The following is a 26,774-nucleotide window of genomic DNA, read 5'->3' on the forward strand; positions in this document are numbered from 1 at the left end:
GATCGACATACTCGCAGGTGAGGACGTCGCGGGCGGCGCCGTCACCGCCCCCGAGTGCGTCGCCGAACTGGCGATTTCGTCATTCGTCATGCTAAGCAAGAGAGGAGATCCACGAGAATAGGGGACAGTCTTGACGCCAAGGATTGCGATTTTGGGAGCCGGACCGAGTGGGCTCGCACAACTGCGAGCATTCGAATCCGCGTTCAAATCGGATCCCGGCTCGACACCCGAGTTGGTTTGTTTCGAAAAGCAGAGCGATCTGGGCGGCATGTGGAATTACACGTGGCGCACCGGGCTCGACGAACACGGTGAACCGGTACACGGGAGCATGTACCGATTCCTCTGGTCGAATGGCCCGAAGGAATGCCTCGAGTTCGCCGACTACTCGTTCGAGGAACACTTCGGCAGGCCCATCCCGTCGTACCCGCCGCGCGCCGTGCTGCGCGACTACATCATGGGCCGGGTCGAGCAGAGCGACGCCCGCAAGTACATCCGGTTCGACACCGCCGTCCGGCGGGTGGAGTGGGTCGAACCGACCGACGGCAGCGACACCGGCCGGTTCGCGGTAACCGTCGCCGACCACAACTCCGGCACGCTGGACACCGAGATGTTCGACCACGTCGTCGTCGCGACCGGGCATTTCTCGACCCCGAACGTTCCCCATTTCGAGGGGTTGGAGAACTTTCCGGGCCGGGTCATGCACGCTCACGACTTCCGCGACGCCCGCGAGTTCACCGGAAAGCGACTGCTGCTGATCGGCAGCAGCTACTCGGCCGAGGACATCGGGACGCAGTGCCACAAGTACGGCGCGGCGGAGATCACGTTCAGCCACCGCACCGCCCCGATGGGCCACGACTGGCCTGCCGGCTTCTCCGAGGTCCCGATGGTGACCCGGATCGACGGCAACACCGTGTCCTTCCGCGACGGCAGCGTCCGGGAGGTCGACGCGATCGTCCTGTGCACCGGATATCAGCATCATTTCCCGTTCCTGCCGGACGAGTTGACGCTGCGGACGAATAACCGCCTCTACCCCCGCGGCATCTACAAGGGCGTCGTGTCGCAGGAGAATCCCCGGCTGTACTTCCTCGGAATGCAGGACCAGTACTTCACCTTCAACATGTTCGATGCGCAGGCCTGGTATGTGCGGGACGTCATTCTCGGCAAAATTGCACTGCCGGACCGCGAATCCCGCGAACGGGACATCGATGAATGGCGGGCCCGGGAGGAATCACTCGTCGGCGCGACCGAGGAGATCGATTTCCAGGCGGCCTACATTCGCGACCTCGTGGACCGGACCGATTACCCGGAATTCCATGTGGAAAAGCAGGGCGCGCTTTTCAAGCAGTGGAAGAAGGACAAGAAGAACGACATCATGGGGTACCGGAACTGCAGTTATGCATCGACGCTCACCGGCACCGTCGCGCCGCCGCTGCCCGACCGGTGGCTGAACATCATGGACGATTCCGCGGAGTCGTTCCTCAAGAACGATTTCACGGCCGGGCACCCGCGGGTGGCCGTCGCGGACGTGATCCCGCAGCCCGGCCGGGCCACGGTCTCCGCCTGACCGTCTCGGGACCCGCGGGTGACGCCGCGGGTTCCGAGGTCGCGACCGCTACCGAGCCCGGCCCGTCCGGGACGAGCGCCACGCGAACACCACGCCGAGTCCGAGAAGGACGCCGACCACGTCGGCGAGCCAGTCGAACACCGAACCGCTGCGCTGGATCGGCAGCACCGCCTGCAGCACCTCGGACGCCGCCGCGTACAGCACCCCGCCGAGCAGCACCCAGCCCGCCCGCCAGCCCGCGTACCTGGCCGCGACGGCCAGCGCGAGGAACATCAGCAGGTGCGTGACCTTGTCACTGTTCGGTGGCCCGCTCGGCACCGCCCCGCCGGGCGAGAACAGCATCACCACGGTGATCGCGAGGACCGCGTAGAACGGGATCGCCCGCCGCGGGATCAGCGTCTCGATCCTCACACGATGCCCCGCACCACGGCAGGCAGATCCCGGGCCCGCCGGTACGGCCCGACGACCGACGCCGCGAACGGCCGGGTCAGCAGCATCCCCGCGACCTCCCGCACCTCGTCGGTGGTGACGGCGTCGATGCGCTGCAGCGTCTCGGTGATGCTGCGATGACTGCCGTAGTTCAGCTCCTGACGGCCGATCCGATGCATGCGAGAACCCGAATCCTCCAGTCCCAGAACCATTCCCCCGCGAATTGCCCCCTTGGCGCGGGCGCACTCGGCGTCGGTGATGCCGTTCGAGGCGACCTGGGCGAGGACCTCCCGGATCAGGGTGGTGACGTCGGCCAGGTTCTCCGGCTGGCAGCCCGCGTACACCGAGAACGCGCCGGTGTCGGCGAACGTGTCGACGCTCGAGTACACCGAGTACGCCAGCCCGCGTTCCTCCCGGATCTCCTGAAACAGCCGCGACGAGAGCCCACCCCCGACCGCCGTGTTCAGCACCGACAGCGCCCACCGGTGGCCCTCGTGCCTGCCGAGTCCGCGGACACCGACGCACAGGTGCGCCTGCTCGCTGTCCCGTTCCAGCACGCTCAGTGCGGGCGCGGTGCGGGCCCGCAGCCTGCCCTCCCTGCGGGGCGCCGGTTCGGCACCGTCGACCAGGTGACCGTCGAACGCGCGGCGCACCAACTCGACGGTGTCGTCGTGGTCGACATTGCCCGCGACCGCGACCACCATCCGCTGCGGGGTGTACCGGCGGACGTGGAAGGAGTGCAGCTGGGTCCGGGTCATCGCCTCGATCGACTCGGTGGACCCGATCACCGGCCTGCCGACCGGGTGGTCGCCGAACAGCGCGGTGAGGAACTCGTCGCCGAGCAGATCCTCGGGGTCGTCGTCGCGCATCGCGATCTCCTCGAGCACCACCTGACGCTCGACGTCGACGTCGGCGCTGCGGCACCGGCCGCGCAGCACGACGTCGCTGACGATGTCGATGGCCAGCGGCAGATCCTCGTCGAGGACGTGCGCATAGAAGCAGGTGTGCTCGCGGGAGGTGAACGCGTTCAGCTCACCGCCGATTCCGTCGATGACCTGCGCGATGTCGAGGGCGCTTCGGGTCGGGGTCGCCTTGAACAGCAGGTGCTCGAGGAAGTGCGCGGCACCGGCGACCGACCCCTGCTCGTCCCGGGAACCGACGCCGACCCAGATGCCGACCGATGCCGACCGCACCCCCGGCATGTGTTCGGTCACCACCCGCAGGCCGCCCGGCAGTACCGTGCGGCGGACGGTCGATTTCGGTGTTCTGGTCCGCTTCCGCGGAGTCGGCGTGGTGGCGGTGCGTCGGCGTGCTGTGGTGGCCATGTAGTGGTTCAGCGGTCCTCGTCGAGATGTCCGGACGTCGAGTACCACACAGTACAGGCCACTCAGCGCCGATCGTCCGACGGCACCGCCGTCACCAGCCCTTCCGGTGCGGCTGCGATCCGACCAGCTCACCCTTGCCCGCCGCCTCCCGCGAGCGGTACACGACGTAGGGCCGGAACAGGTAGGCGAACGGCGCACTGAAGGCGTGCACGAGCCGGGTGAACGGCCAGATCGCGAACAGCACGAGCGCGATCGTCACGTGAACGTGGAACGACAGCGGGGCCGCCGCCATCGCCGCCCCGTCCGGCTGCAGGATCCAGATGGACCGGAACCACACCGACACCGTCTCCCGGTAGTTGTGCGCCGCGTTGCCCTCGAACGCGCCGATCATGGTGGTGGCCAGGCCGGCGACGATCGCGGCCACCAGCACCACGTACATGATCTTGTCGTTGACGGTGGTTGCGGTGAAGACCGGTCCGGTGGCCCGGCGCCGGTAGATCAGCAGCCCGATCCCGATCAGGGTGGCGATGCCCGCGATCACGCCGGGGATCGCCGCCATCCAGTGGTAGGCGTGCTCGCTGATCCCGACCGCCTCGGTCCACGACTCCGGGATCACCAGGCCGATGATGTGCCCGAGGATCACGACGAGCATGCCGAAGTGGAACACCGGGCTCGCGATCCGCAGCAGACGGCTCTCGTAGAGCTGCGAGGAGCGGGTCGTCCAGCCGAACTTGTCGTACCGGTACCGCCACCAGGTGCCGACGATCAGGACCGCGAGGGTCACGTACGGGATGACGGACCAGTAGATTTCCCCGGCGGACATGTCAGTGCGCTCCTTCGGTTCGGCGGGGTGGGACGGTCAGGGTGAACGGCTGCAACCCGACCGCCTCGGCGGGCGGGCCCGCCGCCGCCAAGCGCCGGGCCCGCGCGACGTCCTGGTCGGTGGCGGGGGGCAGCGTCGCGGCGACCGCGTCGAGGACCGGCGCGTAGGGCGACCCGAGGGTCGCGAGTCGCTGCTGCAGCAGGTCGATCGCGGGCCGATGCTCGGCGAGCAGGCGCCCACCCGTCCCGGGGTCGACGGTCGCGGCGAACTCCAGCAGGACGGCGAGATGATCGGAGGATTCGGCGGTCGGCGGCTCCACGCCCGCGTCCCGGTAGACCCGGGAGAACCGCAGCATCGCCTCACCGCGATTGCGGGTGTCGCCCTCGGTCCAGTAGGTCAGCAGCAGGGTGGTCCGGCAGTGCAGGTCGAAGGTGTCGACGTAGGCGGTTTCCGCCTCGACCTGCGGCAGCTGACGCAGCCGCAGAGCCGCCCCGCCGAGCTGTTCACGGAGCTGGCCGGGCAGGTGCCCGAGCAGACCGTCCACCGTGTCCATGCGCCCGTTCCGACCCGCGTCCGGATATGCCAGCAGCAGCGACGCACACTGCCAGGCAACACGATTGCGCTGTACCGACCGGTCCCCGTCGACGGTCGACGAGGCCCGCCGCAGCAGCTTCATCGCCCACCGCCGCGGGGGAACATGCCATCCTCGACACCCTTGCCGTCCCAATTGAGCAGGTTCACCCGGGACGGGTTGCTTGCGTTCGCACCCATCGCCTCACTGGTCTGGCGTTGCCGCAGCGCATGGAAGGTCTCCACGGCCACCGGCACCGGGCCACCGCTGGACTCCCCGAACGGTCCGGACCCCTGGTCGTAGAGGCCGGGCCCGCCCTCGAAGTCGAGGGCGCACTCGGTGACGGTCTCCTCGAGGCCGTGCGCGTCCGCAGCGTAGGCCGATGGGATCACATACCGCTCTTCATATTTCGCGATCGCAAGCAGCCGGTACATCGCATAGAGCTGCTCCTCGGTCATGCCGACGGTGGCCGGAATGTGTTCCTGCGTCGGCCGGCCCAGGTTGACGTCCCGCATGTACGACCGCATCGCCGCCAGCTTCGCGAGCACGTCCGTCACCACCCCGGTGTCGCCCGCGGTGAACAACTCCGCGAGGTACTCGATCGGGATGCGCAGCGATTCCAGCGCCCCGAACAGGTTGCCCAGATCCTCGCCGTCGTGCCCGTCGCGGCTCACCGCGTCGACCACCGGGGACAGCGGCGGGATGTACCAGACCATCGGCATCGTGCGGTACTCCGGATGCAGCGGCAGCGCGACCCGGTACTCCTTGATCAGGGTGTACACCGGGGACCGCTGAGCCGCCTCGATCCAGGTGTCCGGGATGCCGGAGGTGTGCGCCGCGGCGATCACGTGCGGGTCGTTCGGGTCGAGGAAGGTGCCCAATTGCGCCTCGTAGAGGTCCTTCTCGTCCTCCACCGACGCCGCCTCGGTGACCCTGTCGACGTCGTAGAGCACCAGCCCGATGTAGCGCAGCCTGCCGACGCAGGTTTCCGCGCACACGGTTGGCAGGCCCACCTCGACCCGCGGGTAGCAGAACGTGCACTTCTCGGCCTTGCCGGTCTTGTGGTTGAAGTACACCTTCTTGTACGGGCACCCGGACACGCACATCCGCCAGCCGCGGCACTTGTCCTGGTCGACCAGGACGATGCCGTCCTCGGAGCGCTTGTAGATCGCCCCCGACGGGCAGGACGCCGCGCAGGCCGGGTTCAGGCAATGCTCGCAGATCCGCGGCAGGTAGAACATGAAGCTCTGTTCGAGCTCGAGCTTGACCTGGTCGCTGACCTTCTTGAGGATCGGGTCGTCGGCGAGAATCTCCGGCGAGCCGGCCAGGTTGTCATCCCAGTTCGCCGACCACTCCACCTTCATCTGTTTGCCGGTGATCAGGCTGCGCGGCGGCGCGACCGGCATCTGGTCGCTCAGCGGTGCGCTGGTGAGATTCTCGTAGTCGTAGGTCCACGGTTCGTAGTAGTCCGAGATCTCCGGCAGCTTCGGATTCGAGAAGATCCGGGACAGCTTCGCCAGCCGTCCGCCGTCCTTGAGTCGCAGCCGACCCTTCTTGTCCCGCACCCAGCCGCCGCGCCAGCGGTCCTGGTCCTCGTAGGTGCGCGGATACCCCTGTCCGGGACGGGTTTCGACGTTGTTGAACCACACGTACTCGGTGCCGGACCGGTTGGTCCAGGCCTGTTTGCAGGTGACCGAGCAGGTGTGGCAGCCGATGCACTTGTCGAGGTTCATCACCATCGCGAGCTGTGCCATGACCTTCATTTCAGTACGTCACCTCCTGGCTCCGGCGGCGAACCACCGTCACCTCGTCGCGCTGGTTGCCCGTCGGGCCGAGATAGTTGAACGCCCAGGAGATCTGCGCGTACCCGCCGGCCAGGTGGGTCGGCTTGACCAGCAGCCGGGTCAGCGAGTTGTGGATGCCGCCACGGTTGCCGGTGGTCTCGGAGCGCGGCACGTCGATGGTGCGCTCCTGCGCGTGGTAGACGTACACGACGCCCTCCGGCATGCGATGCGAGACGATCGCCCGACACACCACCACGCCGTTGCGGTTGACGGCCTCGACCCAGTCGTTGTCCTTGACCGCGATCTTCGCCGCGTCCGCCGGGGACATCCACATCGTCGGCCCACCCCGGGACAGCGACAGCATGAACAGGTTGTCCTGGTACTCGGAGTGGATCGACCACTTGCTGTGCGGGGTCAGGTAGCGGACGGTCAGCCCGACCCCGTCCCGCATCTCCCCCACGTTCGGCTCGTCGAACAGCCGCGCCATGTCCAGCGGCGGCCGGTAGATCGGCAGCTGCTCGCCGACCTCCTCCATCCAGTCGTGGTCGAGGTAGAAGTGCATCCGGCCGGTCAGCGTGTGGAACGGTTTGAGTTCCTCGATGTTGACGGTGAACGGCGCGTACCGGCGGCCACCGGTCTCGCTGCCCGACCACTCCGGGCTGGTAATCACCGGCACCGGCCGGGCCTGGGTGTCGGCGAACGTGATTCGGCGTTCCTCGCTGCCCTCCGCGAGGTGCACCATCTGCCGTCCGGTGCGCTGCTCGAGTTGCCGGAACCCCTGCACCGCGAGCCTGCCGTTCGAGGTCCCGGACAGCCGCAGCACCGCCTCGCACATCTTCTCCGCGGTGTCGAGCGCCGGACGACCCGCCGCCGCACCGGAACTCATCACCCCGTGCTTGTCGGCGAGCTCGGCGACCTCGGCGTCGGGCAGGTAGGTGACGCCCTTGGTGACCAGGCCCGCCTTCTCGACCAGCGGCCCGAGCGCGGACCACTTCTCGGCGATCGCCGGGTAGTCCCGCTCGACGACGGCCAGCGGGCCCATCGTCCGGCCCGGGACCGGTACCTCCCCGGTGACCCGCCAGTCCGATTCGGTGCCACCGGGATACGCCATCGCGCCCGGCGTGTCGTGCTGCAGGGTGCCGAGCACCACGTCGGTGCGGGTGCCGAGGTGGCCGCGAGCGAGGGCGGAGAACGCCCGCGCGATCGCACCGAACGCCTCGAAGTCCGACTTCGTCTCCCACGGCGGGTCGATCGCCGCGGTGAAGGCGTGGATGTACGGGTGCATGTCGGTGCTCGACAGGTCCGGCTTCTCGTACCAGGTGGCCGCGGGCAGCACCACGTCCGAGAGCAGCGTCGTCGACGTCATCCGGAAGTCGATGGACATCACCATGTCCAGCTTGCCCTCGGGACCGCCATAGCCGGTCGCTCCGCTGGCTCCGCTCCCCTCCTCGCCGTCGCGCCAGGCGACGTCGTTCGGACGCAACTCGGGTCGGGTCGGCTCGGCCTGCAGGTTCGAGGTGGTTCCGAGCAGGTGCTTGAGGAAGTATTCGTTGCCCTTGCTGGACGAGCCGAGCAGGTTTGCGCGCCAGACGCTCAGCACCCGCGGCCAGTTCCGCGGATTGTCGGGATCGGTGACGGCGAGCCGCAGGTCGCCCGACGCCAACTGTTCGGTGACGTGCGCGGCGACCTCCTTGCCCGCGGCAGCGGCCTCGTCGGCCAGGTCCAGGCTGGACCGGTCGAACTGCGGGTAGAACGGCGTCCAGCCCATCGCGACGGCCGAGGCCATCACGTCCATTGTGTGCTTGCCCGCGAACCGGCCGCGCCCGGTGGGACTGGACAGGGCGTCGGCGCGGTAGCCGTCGTAGCGCCACTGGTCGGTGTGCGCGTACCAGTACGAGGTGCCCGCCATCTGGCGCGGCGGCCGACTCCAGTCGGTGCCCATCGCCACCGTCGCCCAACCGGTGACCGGACGACACTTCTCCTGCCCGACGTAGTGCGCCCAGCCGCCACCGTTGCGGCCCATCGAGCCGGTGAGCAGCAGCAGCGACAGGATCGCCCGGTAGGTCGCATCACCGTGGAACCACTGGCAGATGCCCGCCCCCATGATGATCATCGAGCGGCCACCGGAGTCGATCGCGTTGGTCGCGAACTCCCGCGCGATCCGGACCACCTGCTCCGCGGACACCCCGGTGATCGGTTCCTGCCAGGCCGGGGTGTTCGGCGAGGACGCGTCGTCGTAGCCGCTCGCCCACTGCCCGGGCAGTCCGGGCCGCGCGACGCCGTACTGGGCGAGCATCAGGTCGAACACCGTGCACACCCGGTGCCCGGCGACGGTCCGGACCGGAACCCCGCGCGCGATCTCCTCACCGTGCCCGTCGAGGGTGTCGAAACGCGGGAAGGCAACGGCCGCAACCTCGCCGAGGGAGCCGTCGGTCGGGGCGACGGTCAGGGCCGGCGCCAGATCCCCGAGGTCGAGGTTCCACTTGCCGACCCCCTCCTCCCCGAATCGGTGGCCGAGGGAGCCGTTCGGCACCGCGGGCCGGTCGGTGCCGCCGTCGATCAGCACCGGCTTGAACGCCGCGTTCTCCACGCTCTCCCCGAGATCGGCGGCGGTGAGGTTCTTGCCGGGCACCCACCGTCCGTCCCGTTCCTCCAGCTTCACCAGGAACGGCAGGTCCGTGTAGCGGCGGACGTAGTCGACGAAGAACGGTTCGCGCCGCTGCACGAAGTACTCGGACAGGATCACGTGGCCCATCGCCATCGCCATCGCGCCGTCGGTGCCCGCCGCGCAGGGCATCCACTCGTCCGCGAACTTGGTGTTGTCGGCGTAGTCGGGGCTGACCGTGACGACCTTGGTGCCGCGGTAGCGCACCTCCGCCATCCAGTGTGCGTCCGGGGTGCGGGTGACCGGCACGTTCGAGCCCCACATCAGCAGGTAGCTCGCGTCCCACCAGTCCCCCGACTCGGGGACGTCGGTCTGGTCGCCGAACACCTGAGGGGAGGCGACCGGCAGGTCCGCGTACCAGTCGTAGAAGGAGGTCATCACGCCGCCGAGCAGCTCGATGAAGCGGGATCCGGCGGCGAAGGAGATCATCGACATCGCCGGGATCGGTGAGAAGCCCGCGACCCGGTCGGGGCCGTACTCCTTGATCGTGTGCACGTGGGCCGCGGCGATCATTTCGGTCGCCTCGTCCCAGTTCACCCGGACCAGGCCGCCCTTGCCGCGCGCCCGCTGGTAGCGTCTGCGCCGCTCGGGATCGTTCTGGATGTCCGCCCAGGCCAACACCGGATCCTTCAGCCGGGCCTTCGCCTCCCGGTACATTTCGACCAGGACCCCGCGGGCGTACGGGTAGCGCACCCGGGTCGGCGAGTAGGTGTACCAGGAGAACGCAGCGCCGCGGGGGCAGCCGCGCGGCTCGTACTCCGGCCGGTCCGGCCCGACCGACGGATAGTCCGTCTCCTGGGTCTCCCAGGTGATGATGCCGTCCTTGACGTAGATCTTCCACGAGCACGACCCGGTGCAGTTCACCCCGTGCGTGGACCGGACCACCTTGTCGTGACTCCACCGGTCCCGGTAGAAGATGTCACCGTCCCGGCCGCCCTCCCTGCTGATGGTCCGCCGGTCCGCCGACTCGGTGCCCGGGGTGAAGAACCGCCCGCTGCGCACCAGCGCGTCCTCCACCATGCCACCGGTGGCCGCTCCCTTGGCTGTCACGTGAGCCTCCTCCGCGCTGTCGCGCCCAGTTCCGTTCCGACCTCGTCAACTCGTGGGTTCACTCGACTTCTCCGGCTCGCGCGCATGCAGCTTGACGGCGGTGTACAGCAACGCAACCAGTGCGGTCGCCACCAGCAACGCCAGGCCGACGGTGTAGTCGTTGTCCGTCTCGTCGTACGTCGCGCCCATCACCAGAGGCGGGAAGTATCCGCCCAATCCGCCTGCCGCGGCAACGATTCCGGTGACGGAACCGACGCTCGATGCGGGCGATCGGCGGGCCACCCAAGCGAACACCCCGCCGGTGCCGATGCCGAGGAAGATCGCAAGGAGAATGAAGTCGGTCGCCGACCAGACGTCCGGCGGCGGCTTCATGATCGCGATCCCGGACATCACCGCCGTCCCGGCCAGCGAGGCCAACACGACCCACTTCGGGGCGATCCGGTCGGACAGGGCACCACCGATCGGGCGGGCGATGACGGCAGCGAGCGCAAACGCCGCGGTGCGGGTGCCCGCGTCGACGGCGGAGAAGTCGTAGATCGTCTTGATGTACGTCGGCAGGTAGTTGCTGAACGCGACGAAGCCGCCGAACACGATCGCGTACAGGAACGACATCTCCCAGGTCACACGGAGTTTCGACGCGGCGACCAGCTTGGGGACGACGGGTTCGGTGTTCGGCGCGAACGCGGGTGAGTCCTTCATCGCGACCACGCACAGGCCCGCGGTCGCGGCGAGCGCGACCGCGATGATGATGTGCGTCGGGATGAGGCCGAACCACCGGACGAATCGCGGCGTGAAGAAGGCCGACAGCGCGGTGCCCACCATGCCCGCACCGAAGATTCCGGTGGCGAAGCCGTGCCGACTTGCGTCGTACCACGACTTGGCGAACGGGATCCCGATCGCGAACACCGTGCCGGCGACGCCGAGCAGGAAGCCCGACACCAGCAGGCCGGTGTATGAATCGAGGTTTGCCGAAAAGCCCACCGCGAGAACGGGAATGATCGACGCCAACGCGACGAAGACGAACAGTGCGCGGCCGCCGTACCGATCCGTCAACGGCCCGGTGACGATCCGGCCGAGCGACCCGACGAGGATCGGGGTGGCAACCAGCATCGACGCCTGCGAACTGGACAGGTCCAGCCGGTCGGCATAGGTGGTCGACATCGGGCCGATCATGTTCCAGGCCCAGAAGCAGATGGTCGAGGTCCAGGTCGCGAGAATCAGGTTCCGCGACTGGGCCGCCTTGTCGAATACAACCTTCGTTGCGTTCACGGCTATCAGCAAACCACCGCCGCGGGCCGATTGCAGTGCGGACACGGCACCGCGGCCAAATTTTCATCTCACATACAAAAAAGGGAGTGCCCCCGGCCACACGGTGGCCGGGGGCACTCCCCGGAGATCAGACCCTCGGGGTCAGGCGTCGGCGCCCTGCTCGGCCGCCGCGTCGCCGCCCTCCTCGTCGACCGGAACCAGCGAGATCTTGCCACGGTTGTCGATGTCCGCGATCTCGACCCGGATCTTGCTGCCGACGTTCACGACGTCCTCGACCTTGCTGATCCGCTTGCCGTTGCCCAGCTTGGAGATGTGCACCAGTCCGTCGCGACCCGGCAGCAGCGAGACGAACGCACCGAAGGCGGTGGTCTTGACGACCGTGCCGAGGAAGCGCTCGCCCACCTTGGGCAGCTGCGGGTTGGCGATGGCGTTGATCATGTCGATCGCGGCCTGCGCGGACGGACCGTCCGCCGCACCGACGAACACGGTGCCGTCATCCTCGATGGAGATGTTCGCACCGGTCTGCTCGGTGATCGAGTTGATCATCTTGCCCTTGGGGCCGATGACCTCACCGATCTTGTCCACGGGCACCTTGATGGTGGTGATCCGCGGGGCGTACGCGCTCATCTCGTCCGGGGTGTCGATGGCCTCGGCCATCACCTCGAGGATCGTGGTGCGGGCGTCGTGCGCCTGGGACAGCGCACCGGCCAGCACCTGCGACGGGATGCCGTCGAGCTTGGTGTCGAGCTGGAGCGCGGTGACGAAGTCCTTGGTGCCGGCGACCTTGAAGTCCATGTCGCCGAACGCATCCTCGGCGCCGAGGATGTCGGTCAGGGCCACGTAGCGGGTCTCGCCGTCGACCTCGTCGGACACCAGGCCCATCGCGATGCCCGCGACCGGCGCCTTCAGCGGCACGCCCGCGTTGAGCAGCGACAGCGTCGAGGCACAGACCGACCCCATCGAGGTGGAGCCGTTGGAGCTGAGCGCCTCGGAGACCTGACGGATCGCGTACGGGAACTCCTCGACGCTCGGCAGCACCGGCATCAGGGCCCGCTCGGCGAGGGCGCCGTGGCCGATCTCGCGGCGCTTCGGGGAGCCGACGCGGCCGGTCTCACCGGTCGAGTACGGCGGGAAGTTGTAGTGGTGCATGTAGCGCTTGCTGGTCTCGGGGCCCAGCGAGTCGATCTGCTGCGCCATCTTGACCATGTCGAGGGTGGTGACGCCCATGATCTGGGTCTCGCCACGCTCGAACAGCGCGGAGCCGTGTGCCCGCGGGATCACGGCGACCTCGGCGGACAGCGACCGGATGTCGGTGATGCCGCGGCCGTCGATGCGGAAGTGGTCCGTGAGGATCCGCTGGCGGACGAGCTTCTTGGTCAGCGAGCGGAACGCAGCGCCGATCTCCTTCTCGCGGCCCTCGAACGTCGGCGCGACCTGCTCGAGCACCTCGAGCTTGACCTCGTCGGTCCGGTCGTCGCGCTCCTGCTTGCCCGCAATGGTCAGCGCGGCCGACAGCTTGTCCGTCGCGGCCGCGGCGACGGCGGCGTAGACGTCGTCCTGGTAGGCCGGGAACACCGGGTAGTCACCGGTCGGCCGCGAGGATGCGGTCGCCAGCGCCTGCTGTGCCTGGCACAGGCTGGCGATGAACGGCTTGGCGGCCTCGAGGCCCTGCGCGACGATCGCCTCGGTCGGCGCCTGCGCGCCGCCGTCGATCAGCGCGATGACGTTGTCGGTGGCCTCGGCCTCGACCATCATGATCGCGACGTCACCGGACTCGACGACGCGGCCGGCGACGACCATGTCGAAGACGGCGTTCTCGAGCTGCTCGACCGTCGGGAACGCGACCCACTGGCCTGCCTTGTTCTCCTCGGACGTGATCAGGGCGACGCGCACACCGCCGACCGGACCGGAGAACGGCAGGCCCGCGATCTGCGTGGACGCGGACGCCGCGTTGATCGCGACGACGTCGTACAGGTCCTTCGGGTCCAGGCTCAGGACCGTGACGACGACCTGGATCTCGTTGCGCAGGCCGTCGACGAACGACGGGCGCAGCGGCCGGTCGATCAGGCGGCAGGTGAGGATCGCGTCGGTGGAGGGGCGGCCCTCGCGACGGAAGAACGAGCCGGGGATACGGCCCGCGGCGTACATGCGCTCCTCGACGTCCACCGTCAGCGGGAAGAAGTCGAAGTGCTCCTTGGGCTGCTTGCTGGCCGAGGTGGCCGACAGCAGCATGGTCTCGTCGTCGAGGTAGGCGACGACGGCGCCGGCGGCCTGCTGCGCGAGGCGGCCGGTCTCGAAACGGATGGTGCGGGTGCCGTAGGCCCCGTTGTCGATGACGGCGGTGGACTCGAACACGCCCTCGTCGACCTCGACTGCGGAATTGTTTGTCATCTCTTCTCTTCTCTTCCCTCTTCGTCTTCGCCGTATCCGCATGGTCGTCGCCGCCCTCGTGGCGGCGACGCGCACCTACCCGGGTGCCGCGCCCGGCGTTTCCGCTGGCGGGCCGGCACCGTCGCGGAGGCGGCCATCGATCGAAGCCCTTCGCAGATCGTGTATCTCGACGACCGTGCGAGTGGCCACTACCGAAGACCGACTGCCACGACCTCGGCACGTACGGCGGGATCCCTCGTGGATCCAGGTGGTTCGCGATGGAACCGTGTCCACCGGGGGTTCGGTCGCCGTTCCGGACGCCGCACCACCCGACAAACACCGGTAGCCAACGAGGTCAGTCTATGCACTCGCCTCGTTGGCTACCGGGATGTTCACGTCCGCACCGACCCACCGTGTCGCGGGCGGTACCGGACGAGAGATCATTCTTATCGACGCAGGCCCAGACGCTCGATGAGCGAACGGTAACGCGCGATGTCGACCTTCTGGACGTACTTGAGCAGACGACGACGACGTCCGACCAGCAGCAGCAGGCCGCGGCGGGAGTGGTGATCGTGCTTGTGCATCTTGAGGTGCTCGGTGAGATCGACGATCCGCTTGGTCAGCAGCGCAACCTGCGCCTCCGGCGAACCGGTGTCGGTCTCGTGCAGCCCGTACTCGGAGAGGACGGCCTTCTTCTGTTCGGTGGTCAGCGCCACTGTCACTCCTGTTACTGATGTCTGCGCGACGAAAACACGGGCGGACCCGCGTGGCGCGGCCGCCGCAGACCGCAGCACACACCGAGAGCAGATCCTACCAGGCGCTTCACCGACCCCCGCCCGGCGTCAGCCGAGGTCGCTCGCCCGCCCAAGCAGGTCACGGGTCTCGTCCACATCCCGGCCCATCTGCGCGATCAGCGCCTCCACCGAGTCGAACCGGTCCATCCCCCGTAGGCGGCGCACGAAGTCGACGGCGACGTGCTGGCCGTACAGGTCCGGCGACACGTCGAGGACGTAGGCCTCGACGGTCCGGGTCCGGCCCGAGAACGTCGGATTGGTGCCCACCGACACCGCGGCCATGTGCGCAACCCCGGGGGTCAGCGAGCCCTCGACCGGGTCCTGGGTGAGCACGGTGAACCACGCGGCGTAGACGCCGTCGGCGGGGATCGCGGCATGCTCGGGCGGCGAGACGTTCGCGGTCGGGAAGCCGAGGTCGCGACCCCGCTTTTCGCCGTGCACCACAACACCCTCGACGCGGTGCGGCCTGCCGAGCGCCTCCGCGGCCGCGGTCACGTCGCCCGCATCCACACACGAGCGGATGTAGGTGGACGAGAAGGTGACCGCGTGCTCGGCGAGCAGATTGACCCCGTCGACGGCGAACCCGAATCGGGCGCCGATGTCGCGGAGCATCGGGACGGTGCCCGCCGCCTTCCTGCCGAAGGTGAAGTTCTCCCCCACCACGACCTCGGCGACGTGCAACCGCTCCACGAGGATCTCGTGGGCGTACTGTTCCGGGCTGAGCTTCATGAACTCCGCGGTGAACGGGACGACGAAGAACACGTCGATGCCCAGTTCCTCGGCCAGCTCGGCCCTCCGCCGCAGCGTGGTCAACTGCGCCGGATGACTGCCGGCCCGCACCACCTCCATCGGGTGCGGATCGAAAGTCATGAGCACACTGGGGATTCCCCGTTCACTCGCCGCCTTGACCGCCCGACCGATCAGCTGGGCGTGCCCGCGGTGCACACCGTCGAAAACGCCGATCGTGAGTACGCAACGGCCCCAGTCGGCAGGAACGTCGTCGAGCCCTCGCCATCTCTGCACGCCTGGAAGCCTACGACCCACCGCGCTGGACGTCACGGTCGGCACCGCCGACGCACGTCACGGTCGGCACCGCCGACGCACGTCACGGTCGGCACCGCCGACGCACGTCACTGTCGGTACCGCCGACGCACGTCGCGTTCGGCACTGCCACGAGTGTCGACGTGTCACCCCGACAGCGCATTGCCTAAGCTCGATTCGTGCCCGACCGTAAGCGTGGATCCGACGAGACGACCGATGACATTGTCCTGACGCCCGTCGCCCAGGACTACCTGAAGGTGATCTGGACGGCCGGGGAATGGTCGGGTGAGCAGGTGTCGACCAAGATGCTCGCCGAACGGATCGGGGTGTCCGCGTCGACGGTGTCCGAGGCGATCCGCAAGCTCGCCGACCAGGGGCTCGTCGACCATGCCCGATACGGGTCGATCTCCCTGACCGACAGCGGCCGGTCCGCCGCGGTCGCGATGGTGCGCAGGCACCGGCTGATCGAGACGTACCTCGTCTGCGAACTCGGCTACGGCTGGGACGAGGTGCACGACGAGGCGGAGGTGCTCGAGCACGCGGTCTCGGACCTGATGATCGAGCGGATGGACGCCAAGCTGGGGCACCCCGAACGCGACCCGCACGGCGACCCGATCCCGACCGCGGACGGCACCATCCCCACGCCGGCGGCCCGCCAGCTCAGCGACTTCACCGACGGCGAATCCGGCGTCGTCGCCCGGATCTCCGACTCGGACCCGGCGATGCTGCGGTACTTCGACTCCGTCGGGATCGCGTTGGACGTGACCATCGCCGTCGTCGAACGACGCGACTACGCGGGCACCCTGTCGGTGCGGCTCGGCGAGACCACCGACCCGTCGGGAGGCGCCGTCGAACTGGGCACCCCGGCGGCCGAGGCGATCTGGCTGGTGGACCACTGATCGGGCGGCCCGGCGTGACGCGTCGACGCCGACCGGTGCTGCTGCGGGGCCTGGCCACCGCGATCATCGGGCTCCTGGTCGGCATCGTGGTCGCGTGCACGTACACCGAACCGGCGGCCGTTGCCGACGACCCGGCCGGGTCGTCGGCGGCGGCCGCGTCGGCCGTCGCGCAGGGCACGCAGGCAGGCGCCGAGGAGGCCGCCGACCGCGCGGGCGGATGCCGCCGTGCACCCACCGATCCGACCACCCCGATGCAGGGCTCCGTGCCGCACCGCGAGGACCATCGCCTGCCGCTCACCGTCCTCGACGGGCCCGCGTCGATGCGCCTCGAGCGACCCGGCCAGCGCGGCTTCGTCCCGATCGACACCACCGGCCCCCCGTCACCGGCCCTCGACCTGTCCACCGTCCTGCGAATTTAGATGACCCACCGACCGCGACGGTGCCCCAAGCGGGCGCCCGCGGCGGTGTCGTCACCACCCTTCATTCGCAGCACGCGCCGAGCAGTGTCGGCGCGCAGACAGGAGTCGTCCCGTCATGTCCCCCCGTTCCCGCACCTCCCCGTGCAGCACCGTGCCCACCGGCTCACCGACCCGCCGAATCGCGGCCGTCGCGGCCGCCCTCGCCGCGGTCGTCCTGCTGGTCATCGCCATCGCCCAGATCGTGAGCAGCACCAGCACCGAACCCGAACCCGACTCCGAGCCCTCGGCAGCCACCGGCCAGTACGCCAACAACGACATGTACCGGGACCTGGCAACCCTGGCCCGCCGCGACCCCGCCGACCCGATGGCGCTCGGCTCGCCGACCGCACCGGTGGTGATGATCGAGTACTCCGATCTGCAATGCCCGTACTGCCGCCAGTTCGCCCAGACCACCGAGCCCGAACTCGTCGCGAAGTACGTGGACCGCGGCCTGCTGCGGATCGAGTGGCGCAACCTCGCCTTCTTCGGGGAGGAGTCCGAGCGGGCCGCGCGGGCAGGCTGGGCCGCCGGGCAGCAGGGCCGGTTCTGGGAACTGCACGAGTTGATGTTCGAGAATGCCCCCGCCAAGAAGAACACCGGCGTGTTCACCGCCGACCGGCTGACCGAATGGGCGGGACTGGCCGGGGTCGGGGACCTCGATCGGTTCCGGGCCGACCTGGATTCCGATGCCGCGCGGGCCGCGGTCACCGCCGACATCACCGAGGCGGTCGGCATCGGCGTCAACTCGACGCCCGCGTTCCTGATCAACGGCAGGCCGATCCTCGGCGCCCGCCCGGTCGAGCAGATGATCGCCGTCATCGAGGCGGGTCTGCTCGACGAGGCGCCTGGCGGCGGGCAGTGAATGCCGGAATCGGGTACGGCGCAGCCTTCCTCGGCGGGCTGCTTGCGCTGCTGAGCCCCTGCAGCGCCCTGCTGCTGCCCAGCTTCTTCGCGTACTCGTTCGGCTCCACCGGAAGGCTCGTTGCCCGCACCGGAACCTTCCACCTCGGCCTGTGCACCACCCTGGTGCCGCTCGGGGCGGCCGGGTCGCTGCTGGGCGGGGTGCTCAGCACCCACCGCGAGACGGTGATCACCGTCGGCGGCCTGACCATCATCGCGATGGGGATCCTTCAGATCGTCGGCCGCGGCTTCTCGTTCGGGTTCGCGCAGCGCGCGATGGCCCGGCAGGGCCGGTCGGACCGGGCCGGCTCGGTCTACCTGCTCGGCATGGTCTACGGCCTGTCCGGGTTCTGCGTCGGCCCCATCCTCGGGTCGATCCTCACCGTCGCGGCGCTGAGTTCGTCACCGCTGCACGGCGGGTCGCTGCTCGCGGTCTATGCCCTCGGCATGGCGATGCCGCTGTTCGTGATGGCCGCGGTGTGGGATCGATTCGACCTCGGCCGCCGCCGCTGGCTGCGTGGCCGGGTGCTCACCGTCGGGCGGGTCGAGTTGCACACGACCTCGCTGCTCTCCGGTCTCTTCTTCGTCGCGGTCGGGGTGCTGTTCCTCGTCTCGGACGGCACGTCCGCGCTGGCCGGAGCGGTCGGCGCGGACACCGGCGTCGCACTCGAGAGCTGGGTCCTGCGGCTGGCCGGTGCGATCCCGATGACCACGCTGGCGGCGCTGCTCGGCGGCGCGGCGCTGCTGGTCGTGGCGTGGCGGCTGTTCCGGCCCCGCGCCGAGGCCCCGGTTCCGGTCCCCGCCCCGGAGCGGGACCGCGAGGGCTGAGGCTCAGCTCTCCCGTAGGGTCGCCGGGCGGACGACCATCACGGAACTCGCCCGGCGACCGCGCTCCTGCAGCAACGCGATGGTGTGCCCGCCGGGATCGATCGCGGCGTAGGTGCCGGGGATGCCGATCGGCTCGAGCCAGCGGCCCTGGCTGATCGACTCGGCCTCCGCCGCGGTGATCGGCCGGTGCGCGAACGCCGTCTGGCAGGCCGAATCGATGTCCAGGCTGACCGCGGGGTCGTCGGCCAGCCGGTCGAGGGTGCGGGCATGCTCAAGGGTGAACGGTCCGACCCGGGTGCGGCGCAGCGCCGTCAGGTGCCCGCCGACGCCGAGCGCGGCACCGAGATCCCGCGCAAGGGCCCGCACGTAGGTGCCCGACGAGCACTCCACCTCGACATCGACGTCGACGAAGGTGCCCGGCCTACGGATGGCGGTCACATCGAACCGGTCCACGGTGACGGGCCGCGCCTCGAGCTCGAACTCGGCGCCCTCGCGGACCAGCTTGTGCGCGCGCTGTCCGTCCACCTTGATCGCGCTGACCCGGGTCGGCACCTGCTCGATGTTCCCGGTCAGGGTCGCGATCACCGCGGCAACCTGCTCGTCACCGACGGCGGAGGCGTCCGCGTCGGCGAGCACCTCGCCCTCCGCGTCATCGGTGGAGGTGGATTGCCCGAGCCGGATCGTGGCCGAGTACGCCTTGGTGGTCAGTGACAGCAGACCGAGCAGCTTGGTCGCGCGCTCCACACCAAGGACCAGCACCCCGGTGGCCATCGGGTCCAGGGTGCCCGCGTGCCCGACCTTGCGGGTATGCAGGATCTTCCGGCACTTCGCCACGACGTCGTGACTGGTCATGCCCGCGTCCTTGTCGACGATCAACAACCCGGCGCCGTGCAGGCCGGAGGACGGGGGGCGGTGAGCAGACACGGTTTTCGAGCCTACTGGACCGTGATGGCGGCGATCACCAGGCCGCCGTCGACGAGCCAGCGACCGTCGAACGCCGACAGCGGCGGGCCGTCCTTCGTCTCCCCCGATACCAGCAGGTCGGTGTGGAAGGTGCCGGTCGCGGTGTCCCCGTCCGACGCGCCGAGGGTGAACGTGATGTGCGCGTCCTCGAACCCGAGCCAGCGGTAGGTCAGCGGGAACCACGCCTTGTAGGTGGCCTCCTTCGCGCAGAACAGCAACCGATCCCAGTGCACGGCGACGCCATCGGGGGTGCCGCCGGCGAGCCAGTCGCGTTCGGCGGGCAGGCTGACCGCCTCGAGCACCCCGTCCGGGAGCGGTCCGTGCGGTTCGGCGTCGATGCCCACCGAGCGGACCGCCATCGAGTAGCCGAGCACCGCGCCGCGGTAGCCGTCGCAGTGGGTCAGGCTGCCGACCACACCCCGCGGGAACAGCGGAACCCCCCGCTCACCCTTGAGGATCGGAGCCGGGTCGACGCCGAGCTTGCCCAGCGCCTGACGGGCACAGTGCCGAACGCTGACGAACTCGCGCCGCCGCTTCTCGACGGCCTTCGCGATCAGCGCGGCCTCGCTCGGGTGCGGCTGGAGTTCCGGCGGGTCGGCGAACAGTTCCGCATACTCCACACCTGCCGGGAGAATCTTCTCGATCATGCGCGTGCCGCCCTCATACGTTCCATCTCCGCCTCCTGCTCGGCGGTCACCTTGAAATGCCCGCCCCACTTGTTGAGCGTGCCCGGACCGTACTCCGGCACCGGCAGGATCTGCCGCAACAGCTTCTCCGGCAGCCCGCGGCGCTGCCACTCGCGCGGGTAGCCCAACGACACCTCCTCGAACCGGACCCCGTCATACCAGGTGGTGCGCGGGATGTGCAGGTGCCCGTAGACACTGCAGATCGCGTTGTACCGGGTGTGCCAGTCCGCCGTCCGTTCGGTGCCGCACCACAGCGAGAACTCCGGGTAGAACAGCACCCGCGTCGGTTCCCGGACCAGCGGGAAGTGGTTGATCAGCACCGTCGGGATGGACAGGTCGAGCGCGTCGAGGCGGGCCCGGGTCGTTTCCAGCCGGGCCGCGCACCAGGCGTCGCGGGTCGCGTACGGCTCCGAGGAGAGCAGGAACTCGTCGGTGGCGACGACGTTCTTGTCGCGGGCGTACTCGAGGGCCTCCTCCTTGGTCGCGGTGCCCTCGGGCCGGAACGTGTAGTCGTAGAGCAGGAACATCGGTACGAGCGTCGCCGGGCCACCCTCCCCGTCCCACACCGGGTACGGGTCCTCGGGGGTGAGCACGCCGAGTTCGCGGCACATCGTGACGAGGTAGTCGTACCGGGCGGCGCCGTGGATCTGCACCGGGTCCTTCGCCGTGGTCCACAGTTCGTGGTTGCCCGGCACCCAGATCACCTTCTCGAACCGGCCGCGCAGCGTCTTCAGCGCCCACGCGATGTCGTCGGTCTTCTCCGACACGTCACCGGCGAGGATCAGCCAGTCCTGCGGCGACTCCGGGTACAACTCCTCGGTGACGGGACGATTCCCCTTGTGCCCGACATGGATGTCGCTCACCGCCCACAGCTTGCGTGTCACGCCAACTACCTTCCCGTCCCACTCTTTCGCGCCTGGTTTCTCGACTGGATGTCGGCACCGCCGACCGAACGCTGACTGTCGGCACCGCCGACCGAACGCTGGATGTCGGCACCGCCGACGGCCCAGCGCCCCGATCGTGCCCGCAGCACGACCGCAAGCATCCGCAGCAGCATGAACACCGTCAGCCCCGTCCAGATTCCTGCCAGCCCCCAGTCGTACGCGAGCGAGAGCCAGATCGGCGGCAGGAATCCGACGACCGCGCAGGCCAGGGTGGCGTTCCGCAGGAACGCGGCGTCCCCGGCCCCGAGCAGCACCCCGTCGAGCGCGAACACCACACCCGCGACCGGCATGATCGCCACGAAGAACCACCAGATGACCGTGATCTGCTGCTGGACGTCGGCGTCGGGCGTGAACAGGGTCGGGACCACCCGATGGCCGAGCACGAAGACCGCGGCCAGCAGCAGCGCGAAGACGGTCGACCATCCGGTCAGCCTGCGGGCCAGCGCCCGCGCACCGGCGACCCGGCCCGCACCGAGCGCGGCACCGACCAGGGTCTGTGCGGCGATCGCCAGCGAATCGAGGGTCAGCGCGACGAGATTCCACAGCTGCAGCACCACCTGGTGCGCGGCCACGGAGGCGGCCCCGAACCGGGACGCCACCGCCGCGGCGGACAGGAAGCAGGCCTGAAACGCCAGGCTCCGCAGGATCAGGTCCCGACCGAGCACCACCTGGGCGCGCATCACCGAGGACCGGGGCCGCAGCGGGACCCCGGACCGAATCAGCGCCGCCGCGAAGCAGGACGCCGTCACCACCTGGCCAGCCACGTTCGCGACCGCCGACCCGACCAGTTCCATCCGCGGCGCCCCGAACAGCCCGTGCACCAGGATCGGGCAGGCCACCGCGGACAACGCGAGCCCGGCGAGGACGAACCGCAGTGGCCGCATCGTGTTCTGGACACCACGCATCCACCCGTTGCCCGCCATCGCGATCAGGATCATCGGTGCACCGAACACCGCGACGCGCAACCAGTCCGCCGCCTCCGCAGCGATGTCGGCGCCGCCCGCGATCAACGCGGTGACCGGTGCCGCCAGCACCTGCACGGCGACGATGATCCCGATCCCGATCGCGGCGGCCAGATAGGTGGCCTGCACGCCCTCCCCGACCGCGCCGCGTTCGTCCCCGGAGCCGTGCAGCCGGGACGCGCGCGCGGTCGTGCCGTACGACAGGAAGGTCAGCTGGGTGCTGACCTGCGCCAGGATCAACCCGCCGACCGCGAGACCCGCCAACGCGAGCGCGTTCAGGTGCCCGACGACGGCGATGTCGAACAGCAGGTACAGCGGCTCGGCGGCGAGCACGCCCAGCGCGGGCAGCGCCAACCCGAGGATCCGGCGGGTCGACGGCCGGTCGTCCGCCCGTACCTCGTCGCCGAGCGGGTCAGCCAACGGTCGCCAGCAGGTCCGTGATCACGTCGTCCGCCTCGCCCTCGGCCGTGTAGCCGGACGCGAAGCGGTGCCCGCCTCCGCCGAGCCGCGCCGCGACATCGGAGACGTCGATCGCCGACTTCGAGCGCAACGACACCGACCAGACGCCGGGTTCGTTCTCCTTGAGCACCGACGCGACCTCCGCTTCCGCGGTGGTGCGGACGATGTCGATGACGGACTCGATCTCCTCGGCGCCGAGTCCGGCGGTGTCCTGGTACCGGATCAGCGCGTACACCAGACCGCGTCCACCGGCGGCGTCCGGCACCAGCTGCGCCGACCCGAGCACGGTCGACAGCATTGGCAGCCATCCGAACGGGTGCGTGTCCAGCAGCCGGCGGGTGATGCCCGCCGAGTCGATGCCGGTGTCGATCAGGCGTTCGGCGAGCGCATGCGTGCCCGGCTGCACCCACCGGAACGACCCGGTGTCGGTGACCAGGCCAGCGAACAGGCAGTGTGCGATGTCCCGGTCGATCTCGACCCCCCACCGGTCGAACAGCCGGGTCAGCACGGCCGCGGTGGCCTCGGCCGAATCGTCGATCAGGTTGTGGTGCCCGTAGCGGGTATTCGACCGATGGTGGTCGATGACCAGCGTCACGCGGGCGGCGTCCAGCCGGTCACCGAGGCGCCCCAGCCTGCCGCGGCTGCCGCAGTCCACCGTCACGACCAGGTCCGCGACCTCGGCCACCTCGTCCGGCGGGACCAGCAGCGACACCCCGGGCAGGGTGCGCATCGACTCCGGAAGCACCGCGGGTTGCGCGAACGACACCTGCACCGGCGTGCCCCTGCGGTCGAGCGCCAACGCAAGCGCCAGCCCGCTGCCGATGGTGTCGGCGTCCGGTTGGACGTGGCACAGCACCGTCACCGAGGTGGCGTCCGACAGCAGGGTCACCGCGGTCGCGAGGTCGATGTCCCGCGACGGTTCCTGCGGCTGTGATGTCTGCGCGGTCACGGTCATTGCCCGGTCCTAGTCGGCGTCGCGGGCGTCGTCGTCGGCCGCGGCCCGTTGCTCCCGATACGGGTCCTCGTCGCCGGCGTGCGCCGCGCCCTCCCGCGCCTTCGCGACCTCGTCGTCGGCCGCGCGGGCCCGGGCCAGCAGTTCCTCCATGTGCCGGGCCGCGTCGGGGACGGTGTCCGCGACAAACGTCAGGGTCGGGGTGAACCGGACCCCGGTGCCCGCACCCACCTTCGACCGCAGCACCCCGGTCGCCTTCGCCAGGCCTGCCGCGGCACCCTCGTGGTCGGGTTCACTGCCGAGATCGACGCCGCGGACCGTGTAGAACACGGTCGCGTCGTGCAGGTCGGCGGTCACCTTCGCGTCGGTGATGGTGACGTAGTCGAGCCGCGGATCCTTGATCTCGTGGTCGATCGCCGATGCCACGATCGTCGCGATGCGCTTGGCGAGCTTGCGTGCCCGCGCCGGATCTGCCATGACCGGAGTCCCTTCTCACACGGCGGCGCCGGATCGCTCCTGACGGTGACGCCGCCGCCAACAATTGAAATACATGAAATACACCCTGGCCGGATGCCCGCATCAACCGGGGTTCAGTCCTCGGGGCCGAACAACCTGCGACGCGCGGACAGCAACTGCAGTTCCGGGCGGGCCGCGACCGCGCGCTCACAGGTGTCGAGGACCTCGGTGAGGTGCCCGACGTCGGCACTCGCCACCGCAACACCGATCTCGGCGCGGCGGTAGCGGTCCTGGTCACCGGTCTCCGCGACCGACACCCCGAACCGGGCAAGCGCGGCGATCACGGGCTTGACCACCGAACGCTTCTCCTTCAGGGACCGGACGTCACCGAGCAGCACGTCCAGTTCCAGGGCACCGAGATACAACCGGCCTCCACACGATCACGGGGTGCCCCGCGGGCCGGGCAGGCCCACGGGACACCCACGGTTGCGATCTAGTCGCGCGGCTTCTCGCGCAGCTCGTACGCCTCGATCACGTCACCGACCTTGATGTCGCTGTAGGTGACGGTCAGACCGCACTCGTAACCCTCGCGCACCTCGGTGGCGTCGTCCTTCTCCCGCTTCAGCGAGGAGATGGTGACCGTCTCCGCGACGACGACGTTGTCCCGCAGCAGGCGGGCCTTCGCGTTGCGCCGCATGATGCCGGAGGTGACCAGGCAGCCCGCGATGTTGCCGACCTTCGAGGACCGGAACATCGCACGGATCTCCGCCTTGCCGAGCTCGACCTCTTCGTAGACCGGCTTGAGCATGCCCTTGAGGGCCTTCTCGATCTCGTCGATGGCCTGGTAGATCACCGAGTAGTACCGGATGTCGACGCCCTCGCGGTTGGCGAGCTCGGTCGCCTTGCCCTCCGCGCGGACGTTGAAGCCGATGATGATCGCGTTCGACGCCGACGCCAGGTTGACGTTGGTCTCGGTGATGCCACCGACACCGCGGTCGATGACCCGCAGCTGCACCTCGTCGTCGATCTCGATCCCGAGCAGCGCCTCCTCGAGGGCCTCCACGGTGCCGGAGTTGTCGCCCTTGAGGATGAGGTTGAGCTCGTTGTGCTCCTTGAGCGCGGCATCCAGATCCTCGAGGCTGATCCGCTTGCGGCTGCGGGCCGCGAGCGCGTTGCGCTTGCGGGCGTTGCGCCGGTCCGCGATCTGCCGTGCGATCCGGTCCTCGTCGACGACGAGCAGGTTGTCGCCCGCACCGGGCACCGACGTGAAGCCGATGACCTGGACCGGACGCGACGGCAGCGCCTCGAGGACGTCGTCGCCGTGCTCGTCGACCATGCGGCGCACGCGACCGTAGGCGTCGCCCGCGACGATCGAGTCGCCGACCCGCAGGGTGCCGCGCTGGATGAGCACGGTCGCCACCGGGCCGCGGCCGCGGTCGAGGTGCGCCTCGATGGCGACACCCTGGGCGTCCATGTCCGGGTTGGCACGCAGGTCCAGCGACGCGTCCGCGGTGAGCAGGACCGCCTCGAGCAGGTGCTCGATGTTGGTGCCCTGCTTGGCGGAGATGTCGACGAACATGGTCTCGCCGCCGTACTCCTCGGCGACCAGGCCGTACTCGGTGAGCTGACCGCGGATCTTCGCCGGGTCGGCGCCCTCCTTGTCGATCTTGTTGACCGCGACCACGATCGGCACGTCGGCCGCCTGGGCGTGGTTGATCGCCTCGACCGTCTGCGGCATGACGCCGTCGTCGGCCGCGACGACCAGGATCGCGATGTCGGTGGCCTTCGCACCACGGGCACGCATGGCGGTGAACGCCTCGTGGCCCGGGGTGTCGATGAACGTCACCAGCCGCTCGACGCCGTCCAGCTCGGTCAGCACCTGGTAGGCGCCGATGTGCTGGGTGATGCCACCGGCCTCGCCCTCGCGGACGTTGGCCTTGCGGATCGTGTCCAGCAGGCGGGTCTTGCCGTGGTCGACGTGACCCATGACGGTGACCACCGGCGGACGCTGCTCGAGGTCCTCCTCGCCGCCCGCGTCCTCGCCGTAGGTGAGGTCGAACGACTCGAGGAGCTCGCGGTCCTCGTCCTCCGGGCTGACGACCTGGACGACGTAGTTCATCTCGCCGCCGAGCAGCTCAAGGGTCTCGTCGTTGACGGACTGCGTCGCCGTGACCATCTCGCCCAGGTTGAACAGCGCCTGGACCAGTGCCGACGGGTTGACGTCGATCTTCTCGGCGAAGTCCGACAGGGACGCACCGCGGGCGAGCCGGATGGTCTCGCCGTTGCCGCGGGGCAGCCGCACGCCGCCGACGGCGGGTGCCTGCATGGAGTCGTACTCTTGCCGCTTCTGCCGCTTCGACTTGCGGCCACGCCGGGGCGCGCCACCGGGACGACCGAACGCTCCTGCCGCGGCACCGCGCTGACCGGGGCGACCGCCGCCGCCGGGACGACCGCGGAAGCCTCCACCCGCGGGTGCGCCGGCACCGGGAGCACCCGGGGCGCCGCCGCCACCGCCGCGGTAGCCGCCGCCACCGCCGCCGCCGGGACGCCCACCCGGGCCGCCGGGACGGCCGCCGCCGGGG

Annotated in this window: 23 protein-coding genes; 5 read left to right on the forward strand and 18 right to left on the reverse strand. The window is 69.5% G+C overall.

Annotated features, from left to right (window positions below; translation table 11 throughout):
• Positions 1-130 precede the first annotated feature (130 nt).
• The gene (locus ACWF62_RS09790) at positions 131-1,564 is read left to right on the forward strand and encodes a flavin-containing monooxygenase (RefSeq protein ID WP_378508828.1); all 1,434 of its coding nucleotides are present in this window, start codon (positions 131-133) and stop codon (positions 1,562-1,564) included.
• Between the two features lie 48 nt (positions 1,565-1,612).
• Here ACWF62_RS09790 and ACWF62_RS09795 read toward each other — a convergent pair whose 3' ends face one another.
• The 10 genes from ACWF62_RS09795 to ACWF62_RS09840 form a co-directional block, all read right to left on the reverse strand.
• Complete coding sequence (locus tag ACWF62_RS09795) at positions 1,613-1,975, reverse strand: VanZ family protein (protein ID WP_378508829.1); 363 nt, start codon at positions 1,973-1,975, stop codon at positions 1,613-1,615.
• Positions 1,972-3,318 carry a M16 family metallopeptidase gene (locus tag ACWF62_RS09800; protein ID WP_378508830.1) on the reverse strand — a complete coding sequence of 449 codons (1,347 nt, stop codon included), beginning with the start codon at positions 3,316-3,318 and terminating at the stop codon, positions 1,972-1,974. Before ACWF62_RS09800 ends, ACWF62_RS09795 begins: the two co-directional genes overlap by 4 nt.
• A gap of 91 nt (positions 3,319-3,409) precedes the next feature.
• Positions 3,410-4,141: a respiratory nitrate reductase subunit gamma gene (gene narI, locus ACWF62_RS09805; protein WP_378508831.1), complete on the reverse strand. Its 732-nt coding sequence runs from the start codon at positions 4,139-4,141 to the stop codon at positions 3,410-3,412.
• Position 4,142: 1 nt separating this feature from the next.
• Positions 4,143-4,817, reverse strand: coding sequence for a nitrate reductase molybdenum cofactor assembly chaperone (gene narJ, locus ACWF62_RS09810; protein WP_378508832.1), 675 nt, complete (start codon positions 4,815-4,817; stop codon positions 4,143-4,145).
• Positions 4,814-6,475, reverse strand: a complete 1,662-nt coding sequence (gene narH, locus ACWF62_RS09815; RefSeq protein WP_378508833.1) for a nitrate reductase subunit beta — start codon at positions 6,473-6,475, stop codon at positions 4,814-4,816. The genes narJ and narH overlap by 4 nt, the downstream gene beginning before the upstream one ends.
• Position 6,476: 1 nt before the next feature.
• Positions 6,477-10,181: a nitrate reductase subunit alpha gene (locus ACWF62_RS09820; protein WP_378508864.1), complete on the reverse strand. Its 3,705-nt coding sequence runs from the start codon at positions 10,179-10,181 to the stop codon at positions 6,477-6,479.
• A 75-nt stretch (positions 10,182-10,256) separates the two neighbouring features.
• Entirely contained in the window at positions 10,257-11,480 is a 1,224-nt protein-coding gene (locus tag ACWF62_RS09825; RefSeq protein WP_378508834.1) for a nitrate/nitrite transporter, read from the reverse strand.
• 141 nt (positions 11,481-11,621) lie between these two features.
• Complete coding sequence (locus ACWF62_RS09830) at positions 11,622-13,871, reverse strand: polyribonucleotide nucleotidyltransferase (RefSeq protein WP_378508835.1); 2,250 nt, start codon at positions 13,869-13,871, stop codon at positions 11,622-11,624.
• Between the two features lie 425 nt (positions 13,872-14,296).
• The gene (rpsO, locus tag ACWF62_RS09835) at positions 14,297-14,566 is read right to left on the reverse strand and encodes a 30S ribosomal protein S15 (protein ID WP_378508836.1); all 270 of its coding nucleotides are present in this window, start codon (positions 14,564-14,566) and stop codon (positions 14,297-14,299) included.
• A 126-nt stretch (positions 14,567-14,692) separates the two neighbouring features.
• A complete protein-coding gene (locus ACWF62_RS09840; protein WP_378508837.1) occupies positions 14,693-15,667 on the reverse strand; it encodes a bifunctional riboflavin kinase/FAD synthetase in 975 nt (324 codons plus the stop codon).
• 197 nt (positions 15,668-15,864) lie between these two features.
• Between ACWF62_RS09840 and ACWF62_RS09845 the strand changes: the two genes are divergently transcribed.
• The 4 genes from ACWF62_RS09845 (at position 15,865) to ACWF62_RS09860 (ending at position 18,770) form a co-directional block, all read left to right on the forward strand.
• Positions 15,865-16,584, forward strand: a complete 720-nt coding sequence (locus tag ACWF62_RS09845) for a metal-dependent transcriptional regulator (RefSeq protein ID WP_378508838.1) — start codon at positions 15,865-15,867, stop codon at positions 16,582-16,584.
• A gap of 14 nt (positions 16,585-16,598) precedes the next feature.
• Entirely contained in the window at positions 16,599-17,003 is a 405-nt protein-coding gene (locus tag ACWF62_RS09850; RefSeq protein ID WP_378570091.1) for a hypothetical protein, read from the forward strand.
• A gap of 115 nt (positions 17,004-17,118) precedes the next feature.
• On the forward strand, positions 17,119-17,904 hold the full coding sequence (locus ACWF62_RS09855) for a DsbA family protein (RefSeq protein WP_452629953.1): 786 nt from the start codon (positions 17,119-17,121) through the stop codon (positions 17,902-17,904).
• Positions 17,901-18,770 (forward strand): cytochrome c biogenesis CcdA family protein, encoded by an 870-nt coding sequence (locus ACWF62_RS09860; protein ID WP_452629954.1) that lies wholly within the window; start codon positions 17,901-17,903, stop codon positions 18,768-18,770. The genes ACWF62_RS09855 and ACWF62_RS09860 overlap by 4 nt, the downstream gene beginning before the upstream one ends.
• A gap of 3 nt (positions 18,771-18,773) precedes the next feature.
• Here ACWF62_RS09860 and truB read toward each other — a convergent pair whose 3' ends face one another.
• The 8 genes from truB to infB form a co-directional block, all read right to left on the reverse strand.
• Positions 18,774-19,694, reverse strand: coding sequence for a tRNA pseudouridine(55) synthase TruB (truB, locus tag ACWF62_RS09865; protein WP_378508842.1), 921 nt, complete (start codon positions 19,692-19,694; stop codon positions 18,774-18,776).
• An 11-nt stretch (positions 19,695-19,705) separates the two neighbouring features.
• Entirely contained in the window at positions 19,706-20,380 is a 675-nt protein-coding gene (gene npt, locus ACWF62_RS09870; protein WP_452629955.1) for a 4'-phosphopantetheinyl transferase Npt, read from the reverse strand.
• Positions 20,377-21,303, reverse strand: a complete 927-nt coding sequence (locus tag ACWF62_RS09875) for a metallophosphoesterase family protein (RefSeq protein WP_378508844.1) — start codon at positions 21,301-21,303, stop codon at positions 20,377-20,379. The genes npt and ACWF62_RS09875 overlap by 4 nt, the downstream gene beginning before the upstream one ends.
• A gap of 5 nt (positions 21,304-21,308) precedes the next feature.
• Complete coding sequence (locus ACWF62_RS09880; RefSeq protein ID WP_378508845.1) at positions 21,309-22,745, reverse strand: MATE family efflux transporter; 1,437 nt, start codon at positions 22,743-22,745, stop codon at positions 21,309-21,311.
• Positions 22,738-23,739, reverse strand: a complete 1,002-nt coding sequence (locus tag ACWF62_RS09885; RefSeq protein ID WP_378570088.1) for a DHH family phosphoesterase — start codon at positions 23,737-23,739, stop codon at positions 22,738-22,740. The genes ACWF62_RS09880 and ACWF62_RS09885 overlap by 8 nt, the downstream gene beginning before the upstream one ends.
• A 9-nt stretch (positions 23,740-23,748) precedes the next feature.
• Complete coding sequence (rbfA, locus tag ACWF62_RS09890) at positions 23,749-24,213, reverse strand: 30S ribosome-binding factor RbfA (RefSeq protein ID WP_378508847.1); 465 nt, start codon at positions 24,211-24,213, stop codon at positions 23,749-23,751.
• A 113-nt stretch (positions 24,214-24,326) separates the two neighbouring features.
• The gene (locus ACWF62_RS09895; RefSeq protein WP_378508848.1) at positions 24,327-24,617 is read right to left on the reverse strand and encodes a DUF503 domain-containing protein; all 291 of its coding nucleotides are present in this window, start codon (positions 24,615-24,617) and stop codon (positions 24,327-24,329) included.
• Positions 24,618-24,685: 68 nt separating this feature from the next.
• The coding region (gene infB / locus ACWF62_RS09900) for a translation initiation factor IF-2 (protein ID WP_452629956.1) at positions 24,686-26,774 on the reverse strand (2,089 nt) is incomplete at its 5' end.

This window comes from Rhodococcus sp. NPDC054953, from assembly GCF_053609225.1.

Coding starts and splice junctions, on each gene's coding strand:
- ACWF62_RS09885 (WP_378570088.1), bottom strand. CDS start 23,739: ATGACCGTGACCGCGCAGACATCACAGCCGCAGGAACCGTCGCGGGAC.
- ACWF62_RS09830 (WP_378508835.1), bottom strand. CDS start 13,871: ATGACAAACAATTCCGCAGTCGAGGTCGACGAGGGCGTGTTCGAGTCC.
- ACWF62_RS09820 (WP_378508864.1), bottom strand. CDS start 10,181: ATGGTGGAGGACGCGCTGGTGCGCAGCGGGCGGTTCTTCACCCCGGGC.
- npt (WP_452629955.1), bottom strand. CDS start 20,380: ATGATCGAGAAGATTCTCCCGGCAGGTGTGGAGTATGCGGAACTGTTC.
- narJ (WP_378508832.1), bottom strand. CDS start 4,817: ATGAAGCTGCTGCGGCGGGCCTCGTCGACCGTCGACGGGGACCGGTCG.
- narI (WP_378508831.1), bottom strand. CDS start 4,141: ATGTCCGCCGGGGAAATCTACTGGTCCGTCATCCCGTACGTGACCCTC.
- rbfA (WP_378508847.1), bottom strand. CDS start 24,213: ATGGCAGATCCGGCGCGGGCACGCAAGCTCGCCAAGCGCATCGCGACG.
- ACWF62_RS09855 (WP_452629953.1), top strand. CDS start 17,119: ATGTCCCCCCGTTCCCGCACCTCCCCGTGCAGCACCGTGCCCACCGGC.
- ACWF62_RS09800 (WP_378508830.1), bottom strand. CDS start 3,318: ATGGCCACCACAGCACGCCGACGCACCGCCACCACGCCGACTCCGCGG.
- narH (WP_378508833.1), bottom strand. CDS start 6,475: ATGAAGGTCATGGCACAGCTCGCGATGGTGATGAACCTCGACAAGTGC.